Genomic DNA, 20,904 nt, shown 5'->3' with positions numbered 1-20,904 from the left:
CCCTAGGAACGGTCGGCAGCGATCAGGTTTTCTGCCCCCAGACGAATGCCTTCTAGCTGATCGTAGGCGGCATCCTCGTGCTCGATGTTGATGTTCATTTCCGGATCGATCTTGGCGATCGCGGCTAGGAACTCGCTCCACCAGGGTACGTCATGACCTTCACCGATGGCCACGAAGCGCCAGGCCGGGTCGGAAGGCCAGGACGAGCAGTAGTGATTCATCCCTACGGGAGTGCGCGCAGATTCGTCCTCGGGAACCGGCCCGAAGGAAGGATCGAGTACCCCGCGAGTGGCCACTCCCGGCTCAATCTTGGTGTCTTTGGCGTGCACGTGGAAAATCTTGTCACCCAGCAGCTCAATCGACTTCATAATGTCCATACCCTGCCACATCAGGTGGGAGGGATCCATATTTACCCCGATGTTCTTGAAACCGCCGACGCGTTCCTCGAACTGCAGGAACTGGGTGGGGGTGAACACGGTGTTGGTGGGGTGCAGTTCCCAAGCCAGTTTCACTCCCGCATCTTGGGCGCGCAGATCCATTTCTTTCCAGAATTTCTCGAGCACCCCGTACTGGTATTCCAGCACTTCTAGCTGTTCCCCGTTCCAGGGGTTAACCACCCACGCCGGATATTTGGCATCCGGGTCGGAGCCGGGCAGCCCAGACATACATACCAGCGCTTTAACCCCGAGTTTTCCGGCCAGTTCGATGGCGCGTTTCAGGTCGTAGGTGTGGCGCGGCCCCACATCGGGCAGCGGGTCGGCGACGTTACCGGAAGTGTTCAGTCCGGCCAGCCTCATTCCTTTTTCTTCGAAAATCCCCAGGTAGTCTTCGCGAGCGGTTTTTGAACCGATGAGCAGGTCAACCGGGCAGTGCGGGGAGGGAATGAAGCCTCCCACGTTTACTTCCGCGCCGGTCAGCCCGAAGGATTTCAAATAATCAAGCGCTTCGGACAGGGTGAAGTTGTGTAAACAAGCGGTGTAAGCACCTAGATTCATAGCCATGGTTTTCTCCTTTTCGTTATCTTGGTTATTTGATTTCCATTTCGGCGCCACCGTTGGCTGCGCATTTGGCAATGGTGTCGAGGATACGCATGGAGCGGTATCCGTAGGCAAAGTCAGGGGTGGGAGGCAATCCGTCTTTAACCCTGACCACCTGCTCTAAGAAGGCGTGTGCCTGGTAAACAAACTGCTGGATTTGAGTAACTCCCACTCCCCCAAAGTCCATAGAGGATCCGCCCTTGAAGTAAGGGAAGTCAGGGTTGACGAGGACGCGGCGCGGACCGCCTAATCCGGCCGGAGCGCTTTGATCATCAACCATGATTTCGCCGGCACGCGCCATATCGAAAGACACCATTCCTTTGGTGCCGTTCACAGTTATCTGCATGGAGTTGGGAGAGTTGAACGCTACCCGCGAGACCGAGAAAGTTCCGATGATCCCGTTTTCAAATTTTAGGGTGCAGGTGGCAACGTCATCGTTTTCTACGGTTTCAGTTGCTTCTGCCTGCGAGGACGCGCCGCGTCCTCCTGCTACTCCTTCTAGAGCCGGGGGTCGTTTCTTGATTACCGTGGATAGCTGGGCACCCGCAACTGACTTTAGGGGGCCGCAAACGAATTCGGCAGCGTCAACCAGGTGGCTGCCCACATCTCCGAGAGCCCCCGAGCCCATCGGTCCCTTGTAGCGCCAAGCAATCGGGGTGTTCGGGTCACAGCCGTAGTCGCACCAGTAACGCGCGTCAAAATGGGTGATTTCTCCCAGCTGTCCGCTTTGCGCCATTTCCGCAATTTTTGCCAGTCCCGGATTGCGGCGGTAGCAATAGCCTAGACCGGTGACTACTTTATCAGTTGCCCCGAATTCCGCCATGGCTTCGGCATCCTCTAGGTTATCGGTCAGGGGCTTTTCACACAGGACGTGTTTGCCCGCTTTCACCAATGCTTCCGCCATTTCGCGGTGCAGCTTGTTGCCCACCACAATGGAAACAATGTCAATCTCGGGATCGTCAACAATGTCTTTCCAGTTATCAGTGGCTTTTTCGTAACCGTAGTCACGGGCAGCGGCCTGAGCAAAGGGCAGGTAAGCATCCGCAATGGTGGCTAGGCGCAGCCGGGGTAGCTCTGACGCGAAGACGGTATTGGCCTGGCGCCATCCGTCTGCGTGAGTACGCCCGGCCATACCCGCGCCAATCACCGCCACCGATAGAGTTTCTTCAGTCATTTTTCTCCTCTTTGAGTTCCGTTAGTGTCAAGAACGCTTGAACGGCCGCCGCAACGAACCGTTGTTAACACGTGTTAACTACTGTCTACAGTAAAGGAGGATTACCCAGAAAGCAAGAGTTAATTCCAGAAAAAATTATTATTTAGTTTTTTGGGGTTATTTCCTTATCTACGAGCGCAGATTCTTCCCCGAAGTTCACCGCAAGCCAACAATTAGCGCGCGTTATTTTATACTTGAGCTATGAGTTTTCGCCCTACGCAAGCAGATGTAGCCCGCAAAGCGGGAGTATCGCGCGGATTAGTTTCCTTGGCGCTATCTGACTCCCCCCGGGTAAATGCGGAAACTAAAGCCAATATCCTGCGCGTCGCCTCCGATATGGGATACGTCCGTAACCAAAACGCCGCGTTTTTATCAACCTCCGGAACCGATCTTCTGGGGGTAATCCTCCCCGACCTGCAAAATCCTTTCTTCGAAGAGGTAGAGGACGCGCTGCGCCTAGCCGCCGAAGAAAACAAACTTTTGTCTTTGGTTTCAACCGCGCGCCAGGATCCGGAAAAAGAATGGAACCTGATAAACCGCTACCAAGAGATGCAAACTATCGGGGTCATCCTCATCTCCCCTGCCTCCTCCCAAGAAAGATTGGCGCGCCTGTCTGAAACCTTCCCGCTGGCAGTGCTGGGGTTAAAGTACGTGGCGGGAAAAATCGACTCTATCCATATCGACGAGGACGCGGCTGCCCGCTTGGCAATCACTCACCTGGCCGAGTGCGGTTACGACCGCATCTTTTCTCTGTCCAGCCCGGAAAGCGTTGACCAGGCAGTAGTGACCCGCCGCCAAGCCCAACGAGCAGCCTTTGAAAGCTTGCGAAAAAAGAAAAAGAAATTCCCAGGATTCCAAGCCTTACTGCCTGACCTGGAACCGGGCGAACAGATTCGCCAATGCCTAGAGGGATCAGTGGCCAAACGGCCGGCATTCATTGCCCATAACAACCTGATAGCGATTGAAGCCTGTACCGCGTTGCGAGCCATGGGGATGGCGCCAGGCAGGGACTGCGGGTTAATCACTTATGACGACACCTACTTGGGGCAGCTAGAGGAATTTTCTATCACCGCTATCGACCAGCACGCCTCCCAACTGGGCAAAGAGGCGATTAAAGCGGTTGCTGCCCGCTACGCTTCCCCCGGGGCTCCGGGACAAGAAATCGCGCTGACGCCCTCCTTGCTACAACGCGCCACCACCTGCAAAAAGCCGCGTTAAAAGACAGCTTTAGCCAAGACCCTGCTGCCCCTTACCAGGGTTAGTTTAAAGTACCCAAATCTATTTCTTGGTTTTATCTGACTGCGACTACAAAGCATCGATAAGGTCGCGTACCAGATGGCTGGGGGTAGTACCCAGTTCCTTAGCTATGGTATTGATCTTGTTTCGACGTGCTTCGTCTAGGCGGATCGTAAAGGGATGAGCATTTTTCCCGACACTAACAGGCCGACCAGGCATCGCGGGGGTTAGGTGTTTGCCGCTGTATTCAGCTTCGCTTTCTTGCATTTTTGCCCACTGCTCGACTTGTTCGTCGTTGTAGGTTGTTCCGTTTGCGGCCGTCCATTTCATTTTTCTAGCCCTACCTCTCTTAACGTCTTTTTGCTCGCTTTCATAGCATGGAAAATATGCCAGGTTTCATCGTTATTTTCGATGGCGATATAGTCGATTAGCTTGCCGTCCGCGATTCCAACCCCTACCCATTGGACGGGATCAGTGTCGCGGGGAATGTATCTTAGGGTGGTATTCCACGTCTTGTACCGTTGCCGGGCTCATATCTGGGTGGCGTTCTTGGACTCTAGGATTTACATATATATCCACTTCAATTCCCATTCGAATTTATTTTTAGATAATAATTATATATTTGTAGTACATAATTACACAAGGGTTCGGCGTACCTTAGCTATATTGAGCGCGTGGTTAGACTGGTACCTCATTTATTTTGAACGCGTCGGCAAGGTCGTTCTTAGCTCCGGCAAACCAGGAATTCGCCTTGATTCATTAGCGGAATTCCAGAAAAAATTAGGCGCGCATTTCCGTCATCTCCGGCGCGCTCTTTTGATATATTTACCTGAATAACTTTCATTGAAGACTTCGCTCTTGTTCTGTAGTGACGCCGGTGAAGAAATCAGAAAAGGAGACAATTGTGGCAAAGAAGCTGATCCTAGATTTAGACACCGGCGTGGACGACGCCTTAGCTATCGCCTATGCACTGGGAAGCCCCGAGCTAGACTTGATGGCGATCACCGGCACTTTCGGGAATGTGTTATTAGAACAAGGAATACGAAACTCTCTGGCAGTGACTGACGTCCTGGGACACCCCGAAGTAAAAGTATTTCCCAGAATCTCCCATGCCCGCACCGCCTCTGAGTTTGAAGTGCTAGAAATATCCCATTTTATTCACGGACTTAATGGGATTGGTGATGTTGATATCCCCTCCTCAACCCGCAGCGCTGAAAAGAAATCAGCAGTCGATTTTCTAATTGAAGCAGTAGAAACCTACGGTAAAGAACTGATTTACGTCCCCACCGGGCCACTCACAAACCTAGCTGCTGCCATCGAGAAAGCCCCTGATATCACTAAGCAGATCGGCAAAGTTGTGCTGATGGGAGGCGCCCTCACAGTCGGGGGGAATGTTAACGCTTGCGCAGAAGCCAATATCTCTCAAGACCCAGAAGCTGCTGACCTGGTGTTCCGTTCGGGAATACCCGCCACCATGATAGGTTTGGACGTTACTTTACAAACTCTGCTTACCTATAAAGAAACCCAGCAGTGGCGCGCCGTTGGAACCCCAGCCGGAGAGTTCCTCGCCGATATGACCGACTATTACATAAAAGCTTACGAAACCACTGCCCCTCACCTGGGAGGATGCGGCTTACACGATCCGCTCGCCGTAGCCGTCGCAGCAGATTCCAGCCTGGTAGAAACCTTGCCGATAAATATGAAAGTAGATTGCAGCGAGCCTACTCGTGGCCGCACAATCGGGGATGTAGAACGGCTTAACGATCCCCAAAAAACCATGGAAGTGGCTGTCGCAGTAGACGTACCCCGCTTCCTCGACGAGTTTATGACCCGAATAGGTTCAGTGGCTCGCTCAGCTAAGTAGCACGATTACTGATTCATCCAATCCAGAAAAGAAGCAGACTATGAAAGCCAATCCCAAACCGGTTAGCGCCAAGGTTGATCCATTTTCCGACCCGGAAACCAGCAATAAAATGGCAATCCGCGCCCTCATCCCCCTATTAATTACTTTTATTTTAGGTACTCTATGTCTGCAAGGATTCAACCTTGTGTACACCCAGGTGGGAGCGGATGTTGGTGCGCCCATGCAGGCCTCCCTCATTACCGCGTTTCCCAGTATCGTTTTGGGTATTGTTTGCTTCATTTACGGATCTCTAGGAGATTTTGTTTCTCTAAAGAAGCTCGTAGTCTTGGGGCTGATCACTCTGTTCGTAGGCTCCCTATTTGGGTTTATAGCAAATTTTTACTTCACCCCTAACCTCTGGACAGTGATTATCGCGCGGGTGCTACAAACTGCTGGGGAGCAGGTAGCTGGTTCCGTATTTTTGGTTATTGCCACCAAATATCTGAAGGACGAGTTAAAAGTTATTTTCTTCGGGCTGTTCACCGCCGGATATCAACTATCTGCCTCTATCGGGGTTTTCTCTGCCGGTCTATTAAGCTCCATCGCCTGGCAGTATCTTTTCCTCGTACCCGCGGTAACCATCCTATTCTTGCCTTTACTGCTACATTCTCTTCCCGATAAGAGCAGTACCGGAGAAAAAATTGACGCCACCGGGTTCACCATCTTCGGTGTGGCGGTAGCAATTCTGACGCTATTCTTCACTTACATGAACTGGTGGATGCTGGCAGTAGCTCTGGTGCTATTCTGCGTTTTCGCTATCTATATCAATAAAGCGAAGAATCCGTTTATTACCCCCGAATTTTTCAAAAATACCCGCTGGGTGCTGGCAATCAGCCTGATACTTGTCTTTTACTCCGTGAACTACTGCATCTCGCCCATCTTCAACGCCATCGGCACCACCATGTATGGAATGACCACCACGAAGGTTTCGCATTATATTGTCTGGGCATTTGTGGTGGCAGCGGTAGTAGGAATAAGCTCCGGTGCGATTGTAGGAAAAATAGGGAAACAGGCTGGAATCTATACCGCCGGTACTCTGATGACCATCGGCTGGTTCGGAGCCGCTTTCAGCGTGGAATCAGGATTCTTGCAGCTCACCATTTTTGCTTGCGTTTTCTACGCTGGCTGCGGCCTGATGTATTCGCCGGTAGTTTCCACCGTGCTGGGTACCGTGCCTAAAGAGGAATCCGGGCGAGGTGTGGGTATGAATGACCTGATCATGAACGTGACCGCCTCTATCGGCATCTCCATTATCGGTAGCCTCATGGATGCTAATACTCTTGCAGGATCTTCTTTTACTGGAGCCACCGGAGACGCCGCCAGCTACGCAAATTTGATGCTAATTTGTGGCTGCACTGCTGTACTGGGTCTGATTGTCTTTACGCTTTTCCGTAGACATATTTATCGCGCAAAATAACCTGTCGGGGATTGGCTAACCTTTCTCCAATACCGACACAGACACTAGCCCAGGGACTTGCCTTTCTTCGCCTGGTCACCTTCAGGATGCAAATCTGGTGAATCCGGCTTGGCCAGGTGCAGGTCCACTGCCACTAGGCGGCGCTTATAGGCGCGGCGCAGCGAGTTACGCAGAGGCAATGAACCCGCCAAGACAACCGCCAGAATCGCCCAGGCGGCGGCGATCACTACCCAAAGCCCTGCCCGAGCTCCGCCCGCGTCCACTACGTTGCCCCCAATCCAGGCGCCCGCCGAGATTCCCAAGGTAAAGAAAGTGTTTAACCAGGCCATTCCTTCGGTAAAACGGGAAGAGGGAACCAAATTAGCCAAAATATTGGTAGCGTTCGTCATAGTGGGCGCGTAGGTGGCGCCAGTTAGCGCCAGGCAGAGCCCTAAAATCCAGGCGTTGGATGCGAAGAAAAAGGTGGAAAAACCCAGCGCCATCAGGATGATTCCCCCTACGAACAGGCGCAAAGCCGAGATTCCCCACTCTTTAGCGCCATAGATTATCGCAGCTAAAAAGGAAGTAACCCCGAACATGGCTAGCAGGATGCCGGCGATTTGGGGCAAACCGATTTCCCGGCAATAGGCCACTACGGTTAAATCTAGAGCACCAAAAGTGAGGCCACAAAGCATGAAGATTGTCCCTAGCACCACCATCGCTGCCGATTTCAGTAGCGGTTTTGCTTCCTCAGGAGAGAAATCAGCTTTCCCGCGGGGAGTGGGCTCGGTTTGCCGCTGCGCCAAGAACCAGAAGCCACCGATTCCCGAAGTCAGCAGGCAAGCGATGATTCCCGCTGCCGGATGCACGACCGTGGCCAAGACAGTGGCAATAATCGGGCCGAAAATAAAAATGACTTCGTCGAGGGCGGCCTCAAAAGCATACGCTGTGTTCAGTTTGCGGGAACCGGCTAATAAATGTGTCCAGCGCGCCCTCACGAAAGCCCCAAAAGAGCCGGTAGTAGCCCCGGTCAAGGCAGCGATTACATAGAGCGTCCAGCGCGGAGCATGGTAGAGGGTCGCCGCAGTTAAAGCAGCCAACAAAATCAGAGAGGCAGCTACCAGAGGACGCAAAATTTTTGCTTGCCCATGCCGATCCACCAGCTGCGCCTGGATGGGAGAAGCCGCTGCCATGGTAATCACCACTACCGCGTTCACCTGTCCCGCCAGGGAATATTCCCCGTAAAGGGTAGAAATCATTAACAGGGTAGAAAGCCCTGCCATCGCCATCGGAAAACGCGCAATCGCCCCGGCGATGGAAAAACTGAGCGCGCCCGGGTAAGCGAAAATCTCTCGATAGGACTTAAACACAACTCCCAGCCTACTGTTTTAGCTACTCTCTATCTTGTCCCAGTTAAACTGGGGACATGGATTTGTCGAATAATCGTCTCTGGCGTCGCGCCTGCACCGCGGCGCTACTGATAGGAATTATCGGCATAGTTACCTTAGGGTTCATCGGGCATCCCGTGTTCGCCAGCCGCATGTTTTCTCTAATGCTGCTGCTACTGGGGGTTTACCGGCTATTTGACCGCTCCCCAAACGCCTGGTGTGCAGTGCGTTCCTGGCAGCTTGACTGCCTTGCCCTTTTCGCCCTTTCGGTAACGCTTTTTATTCTGGCTCCCTACGGCGGCATGATCATGCCCACCGGAATCTAGGGAAAATTTCCCCAGAACCTACCGCCCAAGGTCTAGGCCAGCGACCCCATCGGATCCCAAGCCGGCAACACTATCGGCTCATCCTTAGAATCGATAACCTCCCGGTATTCTTCGGGGAGCCGGTCACGATGCACCGCGATTTCAAAAACGTATTCGTCAAACCAGGAATCATTCATAGTATAAAACCCCTCGTCAGCACGGTCTTCGCAGCCCCAAGAGTTTTCTACCCGCCAACGCCGCGGTTTGCCGTCCAATATATCGACCCCCACAAACAACATGGCGTGCGTCATTAAGGATTCGTGGGAAAGCAGGCGTTCTTGCTTGTCCATCCCGAAATGTACCCCATAGACCCCGCCATAGTCGTAGAGGTTCTTGTCCCACAGGGAAAACTCCCGATCTGCCTGCTGCTCGGTGTCGCAACCGAACCAAACCGGTTTTCCTGCCTGCAACACGGTAGCCGCACAATCCTTCATTACCTGCATCGGTACATTTAGGTACCGCACCGGAGCAGCTCCCAGCACGTTACCCAGGTGATCCACGGTATAAGTTTTCCCGTAAGGGTTAGCTTCGCGCGGATCATTAACTAGGCAAACATAGTTACGCAGGTCATTGACGATATATTTATCCGCGAACTGTTGGGGAGTCACTTCCCCTAGCCGCTCAAACTTATTGTCTTTATCGTTGTATTGCCACACGAACTTTTCCGGGGGCGTTCCCAGATGGATATTGAGAATCCGGTGTACCCCACCCAGCAGTCCCGCTTTTACTTCGGCGACAGTTTCGGGATTTTTTTGCGCGGCTTTTCGCAGAGCCAGCGCCCCTTCCCGTAGGTAACGCTCCAGGATCCGATCCATTTTCTTTGAGTTAGAGGAGGATTCGGTTTCTGGCATTGCCCACTTTGGAACTACCCCGTATTTATCAACTAGCGCCACGAACATATTCCACTGTCCCCCATCCCCAATCGGGTCGGCTAGCAGGTGGGCGACCGTGCGGTCATCGATATCCCGATCCGCCAGCTCAATCTGGGATTCAAAGAAATAGTTCGCTTTTTCTAGTTTGTCCCAATAGAACAGGTAGGCCTGGGAAAACTCGAAGTTCTCGACATTTAGTCGCTTAATCATGGACGAACGCAGCAGATTCAGACCGGCGAATAGCCAGCAGCGTCCCGATTTCTTTTGGTTAGCCACCGGCCAAGCATCTATCTTGTGGGACATAGAACGATCCGCGAATGCCACCACTTGGTGATTTTGCGCCACCTGGTCAATATCTGAGTTGGTAACCGCGTTTTGCATTAACTTACCGCGAGGATCCGCGTAGAAGTCTTTGCGCAGTTCAGATAGTATTTCCGGGGTTAGCGTCGCTTCGCGTTCGCTCACTGTTCCTCCTAAAGTTGGGCGGATAACCGCCATTTTCATGGGCAATAACCAGCGGGGGTAAGCGCCCTGGTTTCACCGATTTTTCTCCTTTGCTTCCAAAATATCCCATCGCACCCGCTTAGTTAATTTGAGGTGCTCTAGCTCTCTTAGGTAGCTGCGGCTCGCCTTGGGCAAAAGAAAATATCCGTAGAAAGGACGCAGTGTTTCCTGCTAATGAAAAGTTAGCTCCCAGGCGAAAACGGGCGAGGCGCTTCCCTCGACAAACGGAATCACCGCATGGCTTTAGCGACTAATAACCTACTTTTCGTCCTCTAAAGCCGAAAGTAGCTCGTCTACCTGTTTAATCCAGATTCGTCCGGAAATATCCGAGGGCATCCGGAGGTCACTGCGGGGGCTGAGACCGAATCCGGAAGTTATTCCTGGCCCACCCGGCACACAAGTCCGTTTGAACTGGGAAGTAAAGAAGCGGCGCAGGAACTCGCGCAGCCAGCGCAAAATAGTTTCCAGATCGTATTGGTGACGGTCCGCTTCCGGCAGGTCTGCCGGCCATGCTCCCTTGTGCTTATCTGACCACGCCTGGTGCGCCAGATAAGCAATATCGCGGGGTTCGCGCCCTAATAGCAGGTGATAGAGGAAGAATTCGTGCAGTTCGTATGGACCGATAGTGTCCTGGGTGGATTGCAGTTTTTCCCCACCTCCCGGAATCAGTTCCGGGGAGATTTCTTGCGCCAAAATATCTTTCAGCACTTGTGTGCAGGCATCACCGAACAGGTTTTGCCGGCAAACCCAGCGAATCATGTGTTGCAGCATGGTTTTGGGGATTCCGGGGTTAACCGAATAGTGCGACATATGGTCTCCCACCCCATAGGTGCACCACCCTAAAGCCGCTTCAGATAAATCCCCGGTTCCAATCACCAATCCCCCCTTATGGTTGGCTATCCGGAACAGGTAATCGGTGCGCAGCCCCGCCTGCACGTTCTCGAAGGTCACGTCATATTGAGCGGCGCCTTCGGCAAAGGGATGCCCCATATCGGCGAGCATTTGCCGGGCAGCCGGGCGAATATCGATTTCTTCGCACTTAATCCCTAAAGACTCACACAGCCTATAGGCGTGAGATTTGGTGCCTGCTGAGGTGGCAAAACCGGGCAAGGTGTAGGCCAAAATTTGGGATTTATCGAGGCCGAGGCGCGCTGCCACCTGGGTGCACACCAAAAGAGCCTGGGTAGAATCTAGTCCTCCCGATACGCCTAACACCATCTTGGGGTTGCCGACTGCCTGCAAACGTTTTTGCAGACCATAAACCTGAATCTGGAATGCCTGCCGGCAGGCACGATCAATACCCTCTTGGTCGGAGGGCAGGAAGGGGAATCTAGCGGGGCGGGGAATCAGTTCCACTCCCCGATCCTCTACCTCTGGCTGGTCAGAGCACAAATGATTTGCCCAAGGATCGAAGGCGGTAGCCGCTCCCGCGGCTCCCACTCCCAGGCGAATCTTTATCTCCCAGGGCTTTTCAGGTTGCCCGGCTCTGGCATCCGCGAAACCACTTTCGCGCCGCCTCCGATTGGCCAGGGCGGTTAAATCAATATCTGCCAGGGCGATCTGGGTTTCACTGGGGAAAGGCTCAGTTTCCGCTAGCTTAGAGCCGTCTTGGTAAATAAAGGTTCGCCCTTCCCAGGCAGCATCGGAGGACGATTCCCCGTTCCCGGCTCCCGCGTGTAGGTAGGCGCAAATCCCGCGCCGGGAAGTGGCCGCAGCCAGTAGTTGCTGCTGCTCGTCGCTCCCTAAAGTGGCAGTATAAGCCGCCGGGTTAGCAATCACACTTGCCCCCTGTAGAGCAAGTGACAGCGCTAGAGGACGCGCCGCAGTCCCGTCACTACCAACTTCTGCCCCCACTGCCAGGCCAGCCACGTCCTCGATATTGATAATCCCGTTTCCAATAGGAGCATCGCTGGCTCCCGGAATCTGGGGTGCGTACCAGTGAACATTCGAAGGAAGATGCGCACCGGAAGTAAAGTAGCGTTTTTCATAAGCCGCACTAGAAAGAAAAACTTTCGGAGTTAGGGCAATAACTTTCCCCCGCGCCAAGAACACCGCGCAATCATAGATTTGCCCCGCTATCCGCAGCGGAGCGCCCACCACGATTAGCTGCGCGCAATCGGAAGTTGCTTTGGCCAGCCGCTCTATTCCTTTTTCTACGCTTGCTAATAGACACTCAGAAAACACCAGGTCATCAAGGGTGTAACCGGAGATACTCATCTCGGGAAACACCGCTATGCAGGCACCTTGGCGGGCAGCTTGTCGCGCCGCCGCCGCGATTTCCGGTACGTTTCGATCTGGCTCGCCGGGGTGGCTGGGAATGGTAATGGCCGCTACCCGGGCAAAACCGTGCGCGTAAGGGCTTGAAAAAGTCATGTTCATATTATTGCACCCGCCCTCGCAACCGTCTGCCTCCCTAAATGTAATCAGCGTCTAATTAGAGGGCGCTGATTTAGTAAGCTCCGGGGTAAATGTGTAGAATCATTGAAGTCCAGCCCCGATAGCTCAGTGGATAGAGCGTTCGCCTCCGGAGCGAAAGGCCGCAGGTTCGAATCCTGTTCGGGGCACCAAATAATTTTCTACGAAATTATTCCCCTATCTGTTAGTTGCTGCCCCCACCTGCTGCATAGCTAGCGGCTTAAAATAGCTGAAAATCGGTAGTTACTGATCTCTTTTCTAGGAAGCGTGCAGAGCCTGGGGTCGCGCGGGGAAAGGTTTTTCCTCCTGCCCAAAATCCGGGTTAATACCCAAAAATGAGCAAGGGTACACTTTTGCTTGGGAGATGTAGATAGGCACTTTTTAGCTGGCATTCTCCCATAGTGCTAAAAGAACTAGGAAGCTAAAAGATTATTCAACGCGTTAGCGCATTATTCACGCTATGTCTCGCTCCATACGCACCGCAAGTTGCTTGGCATCCACAAATTCCTTACTTCGGTATCCAAAAGTTACATAGCTAACCGGCAGGTGCCGAACGAGGGTGGCGAAACAGCTCAGAATTTTCTTTCTCTGCTTTAATTCCAAGTATCTATATTCTCCGTGCCCATTCAGCAAGGGTTCGGAATGAAATGGAATATTAGGCAAATCCGACTGTAACAGTTGAGATTCATATTGACTGATGTATTGTTTAATGTCTTCTGCTTGGTCATGAAAAACAAGAGTCAACAAGTAATAGCGAGAATTTGCGTTTCGATCTCCACTTTCATCTACGAAAAGGCTTAGTTCGCTCGCCATTGCGCTCCTAGTCAAAAGCCGGGGGACTTCCCCCGGCACTTGGAGGTAGCTTATAGCCACCGATTTCATTCTATCTAAGCTCCCCCAACTAGCACAATGCCTCGAACATTCTTTGTGGATATTGAGCAGGAGGGAAATCGGCAGTGGATTATCTTTCTCTAGCAAGTACACAGCTCTCACCAAGGTCGTGCGGGGAAAGGTTTTTCCTCCTGTCCAAAATCCCCATTTGCCCGTGGCAAATACTAATTTCCAACACAAAGCCCGAAAACCAATTCTGATTTATAGCCGGGTATCCGAAAGGTAAAAATGTGATGACAGGCGTGTCCAACCTACTCGGATAAAACCTTTCCCCGAACAAATCTAGAAGGCACTGTCTAGCTAAAGCAACTAATGCACTTTTATCTAAGAGCCGGGTATGCGCGCGTTAGCTGGGGTTTTCCCATAAAGTGAAAAGAGACCGGAAACTGCCGGACTTCCCGTCTGGCAGGTATCCCCTACAAGGAGCAGCAATGCGCAAGTTCGCTTTTTTGGATTTAGATGGAACCATAATCGACCACAACCAGGTGATTAGCTCGAAAGTAAAGGAAGCTATCACCACCGCCACTACGAACGGCCACAAAGTATTTATTGCCACCGGGCGTTCCTATCCCGAACTTTACCCCTCCCTATTTTCCCTGCCCTTTTCTGACTTGATTACCGCCAACGGTGCGTACGTAGAATTGGGAGACCAGGTACTGGCCAATCATTCAATAGACCAGGCCGGCATCGCCGAATGGACGGATTATTTCCGCTGCTCTGGAGCCACTTGGATTTGGCAAGGTAAAGACCACTTCTACCCCTCGGCAAACTTCCTAGACTTTTTCCGGCTGGCGGGTAAATCTGACCGCGCCGCCACCGGCGACTGGTCTGCCTATCTCAATCAGATTATGCCTTACGTACTTACCGGCACCCCCTATTCTGCCGGTAAGTGTATGTTCTACCTCTCCCCCGACGCCTCCTCTAGCTATGAAGAAGCCCATCGGATTTTCGGAGACCGCTTTATGGTGATACCCGGGTCAGTCGATGTGCGCGTAGGCGAAGTGGTGGAGCTGGGGGTAAAAGGAGTCAATAAAGGCACCGCTATGTGCGAAGTTCTCCAGCATTTTGGGGCTTCCCCTGCTCAAGCAATCGCAATCGGGGATTCCGCAAACGACTTTGAAATGGTGCGCGACGCGGGTATCGGAATCGCCTTAACGGGCGGGGCAAAAAAACTAAGCGAAATCGCAGACTGGATTGCACCCTCGATTGAAGAGAACGGGGTGGCGGCAGCCTTTGCACGTTTCGGGTTACTGGATCCCGCCTAGCTATTAAAAGAACTTATATCCGCCCAGATCAACGAAGCTAAAGCCCTTGCCGGTAGAAACATTTACACAGGTAACATCACTACCCCCGAAGGTGCAGGCATATTTTCCAAGTTGGGTGTATTGCCCCGGTCCCAGTGATTGCAGGTCGAAACGTTTACCACTGTTATCCCGTTGACCAGCAACTACGTCTTGAAAAAGCGGGGTGGTACCGTTCACGCAGGCTCCAATACCGGAGGAGGCGTCCCACACCCCTAACACCGACAGGCGCAAGTCACCTTCATTACATTTCCCAACATTTCCGGCAGCATCAAAGTTGCTGGCAGTGGCACAAACCACGCCGCTGCCGCTAGCGAGCGCACCGGATGCATCTGCCGCCTGGGGAACTAGTGGCGGTACGCCATCTTCTAGTTTGTCCGCAATAGTACAAACCACGATTCCGGATTGGGAACGGAAAGTTACTCGCTTCTTGTCCCCTCCCAACTGTGCGGGACTTACCGGCTGCGCCGCTAATACCTTTTTCACCTGCTCACTATCGGCAGTAGCAATGGGTTTAGGTTCGGGAGCCGCCGCGGTTTCGGCAGCACTAGGTTGGACCCCTAAGGGAATCGCGGAGGGAACTTGCCCGGTACTGAGCCGCACTATTTGCCAACTCACTAAAGCAATTAGAACCAGGACTACCAGGCCATACAACAGCCAGAGCGGAGAGCGCCGCGGGGTTTTAGTAGCTTCCTGATTATCTTCGTCTTCTTTAGGAGACACCGCAGGCATAAGCGGCGACGCCTGAGCGGCATTCGCACTAGCTGGTGGCGCGGTAAAAATGCTGGTTGATGCCGGCGTACTGCTGGGCAAAGAACCATAAACAGAGGCAGGAGCATCGTATCCACCCGCGGCTGGTGGCGGCGAGGCGGAAGCCGGGACGTGCTGCTGGGAGCTAGCAGAGGTAGCGGGCTGGTCTGCCGGTGTTGCCATTGGGCGCGGGCTGACCTGCGAATAACTTTCAGCTGGCTGAGTAGGTTCTGGCGCGCGCCGGGGTCTTTGTCGGGGAGGCAGTGCCGATCGCGGGGCAGCCGCGTGTTGCAGAGGGCGTTCAGCAGGGGTTTGCGGAGCTAGTGCAGGGGTCTGCGAAACTTGTGGAATTCCCGGTCCCTGCGTCGAAGGAAGACCAGCTGACTGCGGGCGTTGCTGGGGGTTGCGCGGAGGAAAATAGCGTCCCTGTCCCGAAACCGGGGCGGGCGGATTCACCTGCGGCTCCCCCTCGCCGCGATAACCGTAACCGGGCTGCTCACTCACGCTAGCCACTCCTCATTCACATCGGCGCTGCGCCCTTTGGACAGCAGGAATTGGTTAAAATGCTGCGCCCACTCGCGATGCTGATCCCGCTGATAGTCCTGCAGTTGCCGCAGATCCATCTGCCCTAATTGGGGATAGGCAGCGCCAAGCGCCCGCAAGACCGCGATAGTTTGCCGCACGTCTACTAGGGCATCATGCAGGTCATCTTCCCCGCGCACCTGGTAAAACTCCGCGAGCGCCTCCAGGGTACGTTTACCACGCCGATAGCGATCGAGCGCCCGATCTAGCACCAGGGGGTCAATAACCGGCAAGAAATCTACTCGCTGACGCATGGTCGGTAATCCTAGACGCTCCAAATGGCTATCTAACAGCGGTAAATCAAAGGAGGCATTGTAAATAACCACCGGTACTTGTGCCTGCCCACAGGCTTCTAATACCTGCGCTACCTCGGTCACCACTTGCTCTAGTGGGCGTCCATGTTCACGGGCATACTCGGTGGAGATTCCGTGAACCTGCTGGGCTGGCTCCGGGATGGGAATACCGGGATCAGCCAGCCAGGTCTGCTCCCGGGTTAGCCCGTGACGCCATTCCACGCAGGCAGCGGTAACTATGCGATCAGTTGCGGGTTTTACGCCTGTGGTTTCGGTGTCGAAACCCATAAACGGGCCCTCAATCCAGCTCACCGGTTACTCCTTACCTTGCCTGCGTTTACGGCACTTTCGTTTCAAATAATACGTGGCTATTTAACTGCCGAATGATAGTTGGGGGCTTCTGCGGTCATCTGCACGTCGTGCGGATGGGATTCCCGCAGACCAGCACCGGTAATTTTCACGAAACGACCCCGTGCTTTCAAGGTAGCGATATCGGAAGAACCGGTATAGAACATGGATTGTCGCAATCCCCCGATTAGTTGATAGAGCACCGCCGATAAGGCGCCAGAGAACGGCACTTGCCCCTCGATTCCCTCGGGAACGATTTGGGCATCACTGGTGACTTCCGCCTGGAAATAGCGATCCTTGGAATAGGATTTGCGTCCACGTGAACTCATTGCTCCCAGGGAACCCATACCGCGGTAGTGCTTATACTGTTTACCGTTCACGAACACCAGTTCACCTGGGGATTCCTCACAGCCAGCTAGCAGGGAACCCAGCATCACGGTATCGGCGCCTGCCACCATAGCTTTAGCAATATCTCCCGAATATTGCAGACCGCCATCGGCAATCAATGGCACTCCCGCTTTCGAACAAGCCTGAGCAGCCAAGTTAATCGCAGTAATCTGAGGTACCCCCACCCCGGCGACTACTCGGGTGGTACATATAGAACCCGGCCCTACCCCGACTTTCACCGCGTCTACCCCGGCATCAATCAGCGCCTGTGCGCCCTCGGCAGTAGCTACGTTTCCGCCGATAATCTCAATACCCGCAAAAGTTGGGGAGGCTTTTAGTTTCCGAATCATCTCTAGGGCGAGCTCTGCACCCCCATTGGCGGTATCAACTACCAGTACGTCTACTTCCGCTTCCGCTAACGCTTCCGCGCGTTCCCAGGTATCTCCCCAATAGCCCAGAGCCGCACCTACCCGCAGGCGCCCTTCCTCGTCTTTGGTGGAGTTGGGGTATTGCTCGGTTTTCACGAAATCTTTTACCGTGATTAGCCCGGTCAGGCGTCCTTCATCGTCGACTAGCGGTAGTTTTTCGATTTTCTTTTCGGCCAGCAGTGCCCGCGCTTCCTCGCGGGGCATTCCTTTACGCCCAGTGGTGAGCGGCATCGGGGTCATAGCGTCACGAACCTTGACCGTTGCCCACTTGCTGGCAGGTATAAACCGCAAATCCCGGTTGGTGATTATCCCTTTGAGTTTGCGATCCTCATCCACTACCGGTAGACCGGAAACCCGGTAATGCCCACATTCTTTATCCAGTTCCAAGAGGGTGGCATCTGGACCGATAGTAACCGGATCGGTAATCATCCCGGATTCAGACCGTTTAACTTGGCGTACCTGCGCGGCTTGTTCGGCAATCGGCAGGTTGCGATGCACGATTCCGATACCGCCTTGCCGAGCCATCGCAATCGCCATATTGGCTTCGGTGACCGTATCCATCGCCGCAGATATTACCGGGGTATGCAGGGTAATTCGTTTAGTTAGCCTGCTGGAGGTGTCGACCGCGGAGGGAACCACATCGGTAGTTTCGGGAAGTAAGAGAACGTCGTCATAAGTGAGCCCTTCTAGGGCTTCCAGGTGTTCGATAATCACCTTTTTAAGATTAGCCCGAACCACCAGGTTGTCGCCACTTATATTCATCCGGTGGCGTGTTTTCTAGCAGCTTTGCCCCTGAATGTGACCTGTCTTACCTTGTATTTGGGTTTATTTTCAGCTGCGCCAACTTCCTGGAAACAACCGCCGCAACCAGGGAAAGCCGAGAATTTCTTTATCCTGCCTAAATTCGCTCAACGCTAATTACTATTGCTTTCCCGCCTGAACTGCCAATTAAACTTTTATTTACCGGATTTTCACCGGAGAATAGTCTTTTTTTCAGATAACTGTAAGCTACCTCCCTAATACTTGGTCACAACTTAAAGGGTTAGAAAGGAGCACTGATGAGTAACTTCTCGCGCCTTCCCGGACCGTTGGCAGATTTATGGGAGTGGCAATACCAGGGAGCTTGCCGGGATCTGGATACCGAACGGTTTTTCCATCCCGAGGGCGAACGCGGAGGAACTCGCAAGCGGCGCGATGATGCCGCGAAAGCTATCTGTGCTCAATGTCCGGTAATCGCTCAGTGTCGTGAATATGCCTTGTCCGCCCAAGAGCCCTATGGGGTTTGGGGTGGATTAACTGCGGAGGAACGCCGTGAACTTATTCGCACTAGCAGGCAGGTTCCGCAGCGGCGCAGCGCCTGATAAAAACGCGATGAGGACGCGGGTAGGCAGGTAGCTGAAAATAAAAATGGATCCAGGGAAATCCTGGATCCATTTAGATTATTTGCCCGCTACTTCTTGTTACGGCGCTGGTGGCGAGTTTTACGCAACAGTTTACGGTGCTTCTTCTTGGACATACGCTTACGGCGCTTCTTAACTACCGAGCCCATTAGGCCCTCCTTTTGTTTCTTAGTGCGCGCGCGGCGCCCTTATAACCTGAGGTATTTTTCTCGCCCTACTATACAACAACTTGGGCGGAGGTTAACTATTGGCCACCCCGGAGCTCTGCTCCCAGCTGCCGAAGCCTTGCCCCATCATCTGATCAACAGCGGCGGCGGGAACCCTAAATGATTTACCCACCCGAACTGCGGGAATATCACCAGCGTGAATCATGCGGTAAACCGTCATTTTCGACACGCGCATCAGATCCGCGACTTCTGCCACTGTTACGAAGCGCGGAGCTTGTTGCTGTGCCATAATGTTCCGTCCTGAGTTGATCCATGCCGGTTGGGGGCTATTACTAATAGCTTAGGTCGAAAGCCGGGATAAAATCTAGGCTTTCGCATATCCATGTCTAAAACTACCCCATATAACCCACTTTTCACAACTGTCACAGAAAAGTTATCTAAAAACAACTATCTAACCCAAATTCCTGCAAAAAGTTCCGTCTTACTTTACTTTTTCTTTACCTTGCGAGGGTGTTGTCGAGAATTCCCTATTTAGGCAAGCGCGGGAATCTTACACTTGTCCTAACCGAAACTACTGGCAGCGGGTTAGTATCTAGGCAGGAAATATTTCGCCTGTGAACAAGGGAGGGGTGATGGCAGGAAAAAAGAAGGTCTCTAAACGGGCAAAGGTGCGAGAATCGATAGACCATCTTGCCCGCAACTCCCCTGCCCGCCTGGTGCTGATGGTTTTTGCCGGCATCATTTTCGTGATGACCCTGCTGCTCTGCTTGCCAATCGCTACCACAACCGGCAAACCCGCTCCTCTGGTAGACGCGCTTTTTACTGCTACCTCGGCGGTTTGTGTAACTGGGCTGACCGTGGTCAATACTGCCTCCTACTGGTCTTTATTTGGGCAAATCGTGATTATGCTGGGTATCCACATTGGTGGTCTGGGAGTGATGACCCTGGCATCGATATTGGCGCTGGCAGTATCACGCCACATCGGACTGACCCAAAGAATGTTGGCGGCTATCGAAAAAACCGCTTCCCTGGGGAAAGTTGGCGCCTTAATCCGCACCGTTATCGTCACCTCGTTCACCTGCGAAGGCATTATTTTCATCGCCCTTTTGCCCCGGTTCTTGACCCTCAACGAATCTGTAGGCTCTGCAATCTGGCACGCCCTATTTCAATCCATTTCCATTTTTAATAACGCGGGACTAATTAACTTACCGGAGGGTATAGATGCCCACCTGGGGGATTGGTGGATGATCACCCCGGTGATTCTGGGAACATTCCTGGGGGCTCTGGGATTCCCGGTTATGTTAGACCTCAAAGAAAACTGGCGCTCTCCCCATAAACTCAGTTTGCACTCAAAACTAACTATCACCACCTACCTGGCTGTTTGGCTTTTTACCGCGGTAGTAATCGCCTGCTCGGAATGGAATAACCAGGGAACTTTCGGCTCCATGACCACTTCGGAATCCTTGCAAACCTCCATCCTTTTCGGAGTGAATTCTCGCTCTTCCGGGATTAGCACTATTGACGTGGGACAAATGACCAGGGGCTCCTGGTTTCTACTGGATGTACTGATGTTTATCGGAGGGGGATCCGCTTCGACTGCCGGAGGCATCAAGGTGTCTACCCTGGCAGTCATGATTTTGGCGATTATGGCCGAGGCGCGCGGGGATCGGGATGTAGAAGCCTTCCATCGCCGTATCCCTCCCTCGGTGGTACGCCTATCGGTGGCAGTGACCGGTCTGGGCGCCATCATGGTAGTGACCGCTATCTTCTTCTTACTATCGGTAACCGACTATTCGATGGACGTTATCGGATTTGAAGTAATCTCCGCTTTTGCCACCGTCGGTTTATCTACCGGAATCACTCCAGATTTACCAGTTATCGGAAAATACTCGCTGGTATTGCTGATGTTTGCAGGCAGGACTGGCACTATGACAGTGGCGGCGGCGCTGGCGCTGCGCGAGCGCCGCCGAGTAATCAGAATGCCCGAAGAACGCCCCATCATCGGATAGTTTCGCCAACTGGTTGCGG

The 20,904-nt window shown here is 53.1% G+C and carries 19 protein-coding genes and 1 tRNA gene; 8 read left to right on the top strand and 12 right to left on the bottom strand.

Annotated elements, in window-relative coordinates; translation table 11 throughout:
- Window positions 1–2 precede the first annotated feature (2 nt).
- The gene (locus tag BQ5456_RS06440) at window positions 3–1,001 is read right to left on the bottom strand and encodes a sugar phosphate isomerase/epimerase family protein (RefSeq protein WP_071129264.1); all 999 of its coding nucleotides are present in this window, start codon (window positions 999–1,001) and stop codon (window positions 3–5) included.
- Between the two features lie 25 nt (window positions 1,002–1,026).
- Window positions 1,027–2,211, bottom strand: a complete 1,185-nt coding sequence (locus BQ5456_RS06435; protein ID WP_083378403.1) for a Gfo/Idh/MocA family protein — start codon at window positions 2,209–2,211, stop codon at window positions 1,027–1,029.
- 240 nt (window positions 2,212–2,451) lie between these two features.
- Here BQ5456_RS06435 and BQ5456_RS06430 point away from each other — a divergent pair, with 240 nt between their 5' ends.
- Window positions 2,452–3,468, top strand: a complete 1,017-nt coding sequence (locus BQ5456_RS06430; protein ID WP_071129263.1) for a LacI family DNA-binding transcriptional regulator — start codon at window positions 2,452–2,454, stop codon at window positions 3,466–3,468.
- A gap of 87 nt (window positions 3,469–3,555) precedes the next feature.
- Here the strand turns inward: BQ5456_RS06430 and BQ5456_RS06425 are convergent, their stop codons facing one another.
- Window positions 3,556–3,816, bottom strand: coding sequence for a DNA polymerase II (locus tag BQ5456_RS06425; protein WP_071129262.1), 261 nt, complete (start codon window positions 3,814–3,816; stop codon window positions 3,556–3,558).
- Between the two features lie 574 nt (window positions 3,817–4,390).
- On the opposite strand from BQ5456_RS06425, the gene BQ5456_RS06420 reads away from it, so the two are divergent.
- Together BQ5456_RS06420 and BQ5456_RS06415 are read left to right on the top strand one after the other, a co-directional pair.
- A complete protein-coding gene (locus tag BQ5456_RS06420) occupies window positions 4,391–5,350 on the top strand; it encodes a nucleoside hydrolase (RefSeq protein WP_205407866.1) in 960 nt (319 codons plus the stop codon).
- A 40-nt stretch (window positions 5,351–5,390) separates the two neighbouring features.
- Window positions 5,391–6,806, top strand: coding sequence for an MFS transporter (locus tag BQ5456_RS06415; RefSeq protein ID WP_071129260.1), 1,416 nt, complete (start codon window positions 5,391–5,393; stop codon window positions 6,804–6,806).
- A gap of 44 nt (window positions 6,807–6,850) precedes the next feature.
- Here the strand turns inward: BQ5456_RS06415 and BQ5456_RS06410 are convergent, their stop codons facing one another.
- Window positions 6,851–8,155 (bottom strand): MFS transporter, encoded by a 1,305-nt coding sequence (locus BQ5456_RS06410; protein ID WP_071129259.1) that lies wholly within the window; start codon window positions 8,153–8,155, stop codon window positions 6,851–6,853.
- A 56-nt stretch (window positions 8,156–8,211) separates the two neighbouring features.
- Here BQ5456_RS06410 and BQ5456_RS06405 point away from each other — a divergent pair, with 56 nt between their 5' ends.
- On the top strand, window positions 8,212–8,499 hold the full coding sequence (locus BQ5456_RS06405) for a hypothetical protein (RefSeq protein WP_071129258.1): 288 nt from the start codon (window positions 8,212–8,214) through the stop codon (window positions 8,497–8,499).
- Window positions 8,500–8,531: 32 nt separating this feature from the next.
- Here BQ5456_RS06405 and BQ5456_RS06400 read toward each other — a convergent pair whose 3' ends face one another.
- Entirely contained in the window at window positions 8,532–9,875 is a 1,344-nt protein-coding gene (locus tag BQ5456_RS06400; protein ID WP_235858539.1) for a C1 family peptidase, read from the bottom strand.
- A gap of 297 nt (window positions 9,876–10,172) precedes the next feature.
- Entirely contained in the window at window positions 10,173–12,287 is a 2,115-nt protein-coding gene (locus BQ5456_RS06395; RefSeq protein WP_071129973.1) for an NAD(+) synthase, read from the bottom strand.
- A 118-nt stretch (window positions 12,288–12,405) separates the two neighbouring features.
- Here BQ5456_RS06395 and BQ5456_RS06390 point away from each other — a divergent pair.
- Window positions 12,406–12,481, top strand: a tRNA-Arg gene (locus BQ5456_RS06390).
- Between the two features lie 301 nt (window positions 12,482–12,782).
- Here the strand turns inward: BQ5456_RS06390 and BQ5456_RS06385 are convergent.
- Window positions 12,783–13,142, bottom strand: coding sequence for a DUF3800 domain-containing protein (locus tag BQ5456_RS06385; protein WP_159428773.1), 360 nt, complete (start codon window positions 13,140–13,142; stop codon window positions 12,783–12,785).
- A 509-nt stretch (window positions 13,143–13,651) separates the two neighbouring features.
- Between BQ5456_RS06385 and BQ5456_RS06380 the strand changes: the two genes are divergently transcribed.
- Window positions 13,652–14,485, top strand: a complete 834-nt coding sequence (locus tag BQ5456_RS06380; protein ID WP_071129256.1) for an HAD hydrolase family protein — start codon at window positions 13,652–13,654, stop codon at window positions 14,483–14,485.
- A 3-nt stretch (window positions 14,486–14,488) separates the two neighbouring features.
- Here BQ5456_RS06380 and BQ5456_RS06375 read toward each other — a convergent pair whose 3' ends face one another.
- From BQ5456_RS06375 to guaB, 3 genes are read right to left on the bottom strand one after another with little or no spacing between them, the layout of a single operon-like run.
- The gene (locus BQ5456_RS06375; RefSeq protein ID WP_071129255.1) at window positions 14,489–15,775 is read right to left on the bottom strand and encodes a hypothetical protein; all 1,287 of its coding nucleotides are present in this window, start codon (window positions 15,773–15,775) and stop codon (window positions 14,489–14,491) included.
- On the bottom strand, window positions 15,772–16,458 hold the full coding sequence (locus tag BQ5456_RS06370) for an exonuclease domain-containing protein (protein WP_071129254.1): 687 nt from the start codon (window positions 16,456–16,458) through the stop codon (window positions 15,772–15,774). Before BQ5456_RS06370 ends, BQ5456_RS06375 begins: the two co-directional genes overlap by 4 nt.
- A 56-nt stretch (window positions 16,459–16,514) precedes the next feature.
- Window positions 16,515–18,071: an IMP dehydrogenase gene (gene guaB, locus BQ5456_RS06365; RefSeq protein ID WP_083378402.1), complete on the bottom strand. Its 1,557-nt coding sequence runs from the start codon at window positions 18,069–18,071 to the stop codon at window positions 16,515–16,517.
- A gap of 296 nt (window positions 18,072–18,367) precedes the next feature.
- Between guaB and BQ5456_RS06360 the strand changes: the two genes are divergently transcribed.
- Window positions 18,368–18,670, top strand: a complete 303-nt coding sequence (locus tag BQ5456_RS06360; protein WP_071129253.1) for a WhiB family transcriptional regulator — start codon at window positions 18,368–18,370, stop codon at window positions 18,668–18,670.
- A gap of 89 nt (window positions 18,671–18,759) precedes the next feature.
- Here the strand turns inward: BQ5456_RS06360 and BQ5456_RS10140 are convergent, their stop codons facing one another.
- Window positions 18,760–18,858, bottom strand: a complete 99-nt coding sequence (locus tag BQ5456_RS10140) for a 30S ribosomal protein bS22 (RefSeq protein ID WP_019174583.1) — start codon at window positions 18,856–18,858, stop codon at window positions 18,760–18,762.
- A 91-nt stretch (window positions 18,859–18,949) separates the two neighbouring features.
- Entirely contained in the window at window positions 18,950–19,165 is a 216-nt protein-coding gene (locus BQ5456_RS06355) for a helix-turn-helix domain-containing protein (protein WP_071129252.1), read from the bottom strand.
- A 343-nt stretch (window positions 19,166–19,508) separates the two neighbouring features.
- On the opposite strand from BQ5456_RS06355, the gene BQ5456_RS06350 reads away from it, so the two are divergent.
- On the top strand, window positions 19,509–20,885 hold the full coding sequence (locus tag BQ5456_RS06350) for a TrkH family potassium uptake protein (RefSeq protein WP_071129971.1): 1,377 nt from the start codon (window positions 19,509–19,511) through the stop codon (window positions 20,883–20,885).
- Window positions 20,886–20,904 lie beyond the last annotated feature (19 nt).

Origin of the sequence: Varibaculum massiliense (assembly GCF_900106855.1) — a bacterium.
In the GTDB taxonomy this organism is placed as follows: Bacteria; Actinomycetota; Actinomycetes; order Actinomycetales; family Actinomycetaceae; genus Varibaculum; species Varibaculum massiliense.
This window is presented reverse-complemented; position numbering and strand designations above follow the sequence as displayed.

Excerpts from the sequence above, each read along its gene's own strand:
- BQ5456_RS06380 (WP_071129256.1), top strand. The coding sequence starts at position 13,652 with ATGCGCAAGTTCGCTTTTTTGGATTTAGATGGAACCATAATCGACCAC.
- BQ5456_RS06435 (WP_083378403.1), bottom strand. The coding sequence starts at position 2,211 with ATGACTGAAGAAACTCTATCGGTGGCGGTGATTGGCGCGGGTATGGCC.
- BQ5456_RS06395 (WP_071129973.1), bottom strand. The coding sequence starts at position 12,287 with ATGACTTTTTCAAGCCCTTACGCGCACGGTTTTGCCCGGGTAGCGGCC.
- guaB (WP_083378402.1), bottom strand. The coding sequence starts at position 18,071 with ATGAATATAAGTGGCGACAACCTGGTGGTTCGGGCTAATCTTAAAAAG.
- BQ5456_RS06415 (WP_071129260.1), top strand. The coding sequence starts at position 5,391 with ATGAAAGCCAATCCCAAACCGGTTAGCGCCAAGGTTGATCCATTTTCC.
- BQ5456_RS06405 (WP_071129258.1), top strand. The coding sequence starts at position 8,212 with ATGGATTTGTCGAATAATCGTCTCTGGCGTCGCGCCTGCACCGCGGCG.
- BQ5456_RS06440 (WP_071129264.1), bottom strand. The coding sequence starts at position 1,001 with ATGGCTATGAATCTAGGTGCTTACACCGCTTGTTTACACAACTTCACC.
- BQ5456_RS06385 (WP_159428773.1), bottom strand. The coding sequence starts at position 13,142 with ATGGCGAGCGAACTAAGCCTTTTCGTAGATGAAAGTGGAGATCGAAAC.
- BQ5456_RS06355 (WP_071129252.1), bottom strand. The coding sequence starts at position 19,165 with ATGGCACAGCAACAAGCTCCGCGCTTCGTAACAGTGGCAGAAGTCGCG.
- BQ5456_RS06430 (WP_071129263.1), top strand. The coding sequence starts at position 2,452 with ATGAGTTTTCGCCCTACGCAAGCAGATGTAGCCCGCAAAGCGGGAGTA.
- BQ5456_RS06360 (WP_071129253.1), top strand. The coding sequence starts at position 18,368 with ATGAGTAACTTCTCGCGCCTTCCCGGACCGTTGGCAGATTTATGGGAG.
- BQ5456_RS06425 (WP_071129262.1), bottom strand. The coding sequence starts at position 3,816 with ATGAAATGGACGGCCGCAAACGGAACAACCTACAACGACGAACAAGTC.
- BQ5456_RS06350 (WP_071129971.1), top strand. The coding sequence starts at position 19,509 with ATGGCAGGAAAAAAGAAGGTCTCTAAACGGGCAAAGGTGCGAGAATCG.
- BQ5456_RS10140 (WP_019174583.1), bottom strand. The coding sequence starts at position 18,858 with ATGGGCTCGGTAGTTAAGAAGCGCCGTAAGCGTATGTCCAAGAAGAAG.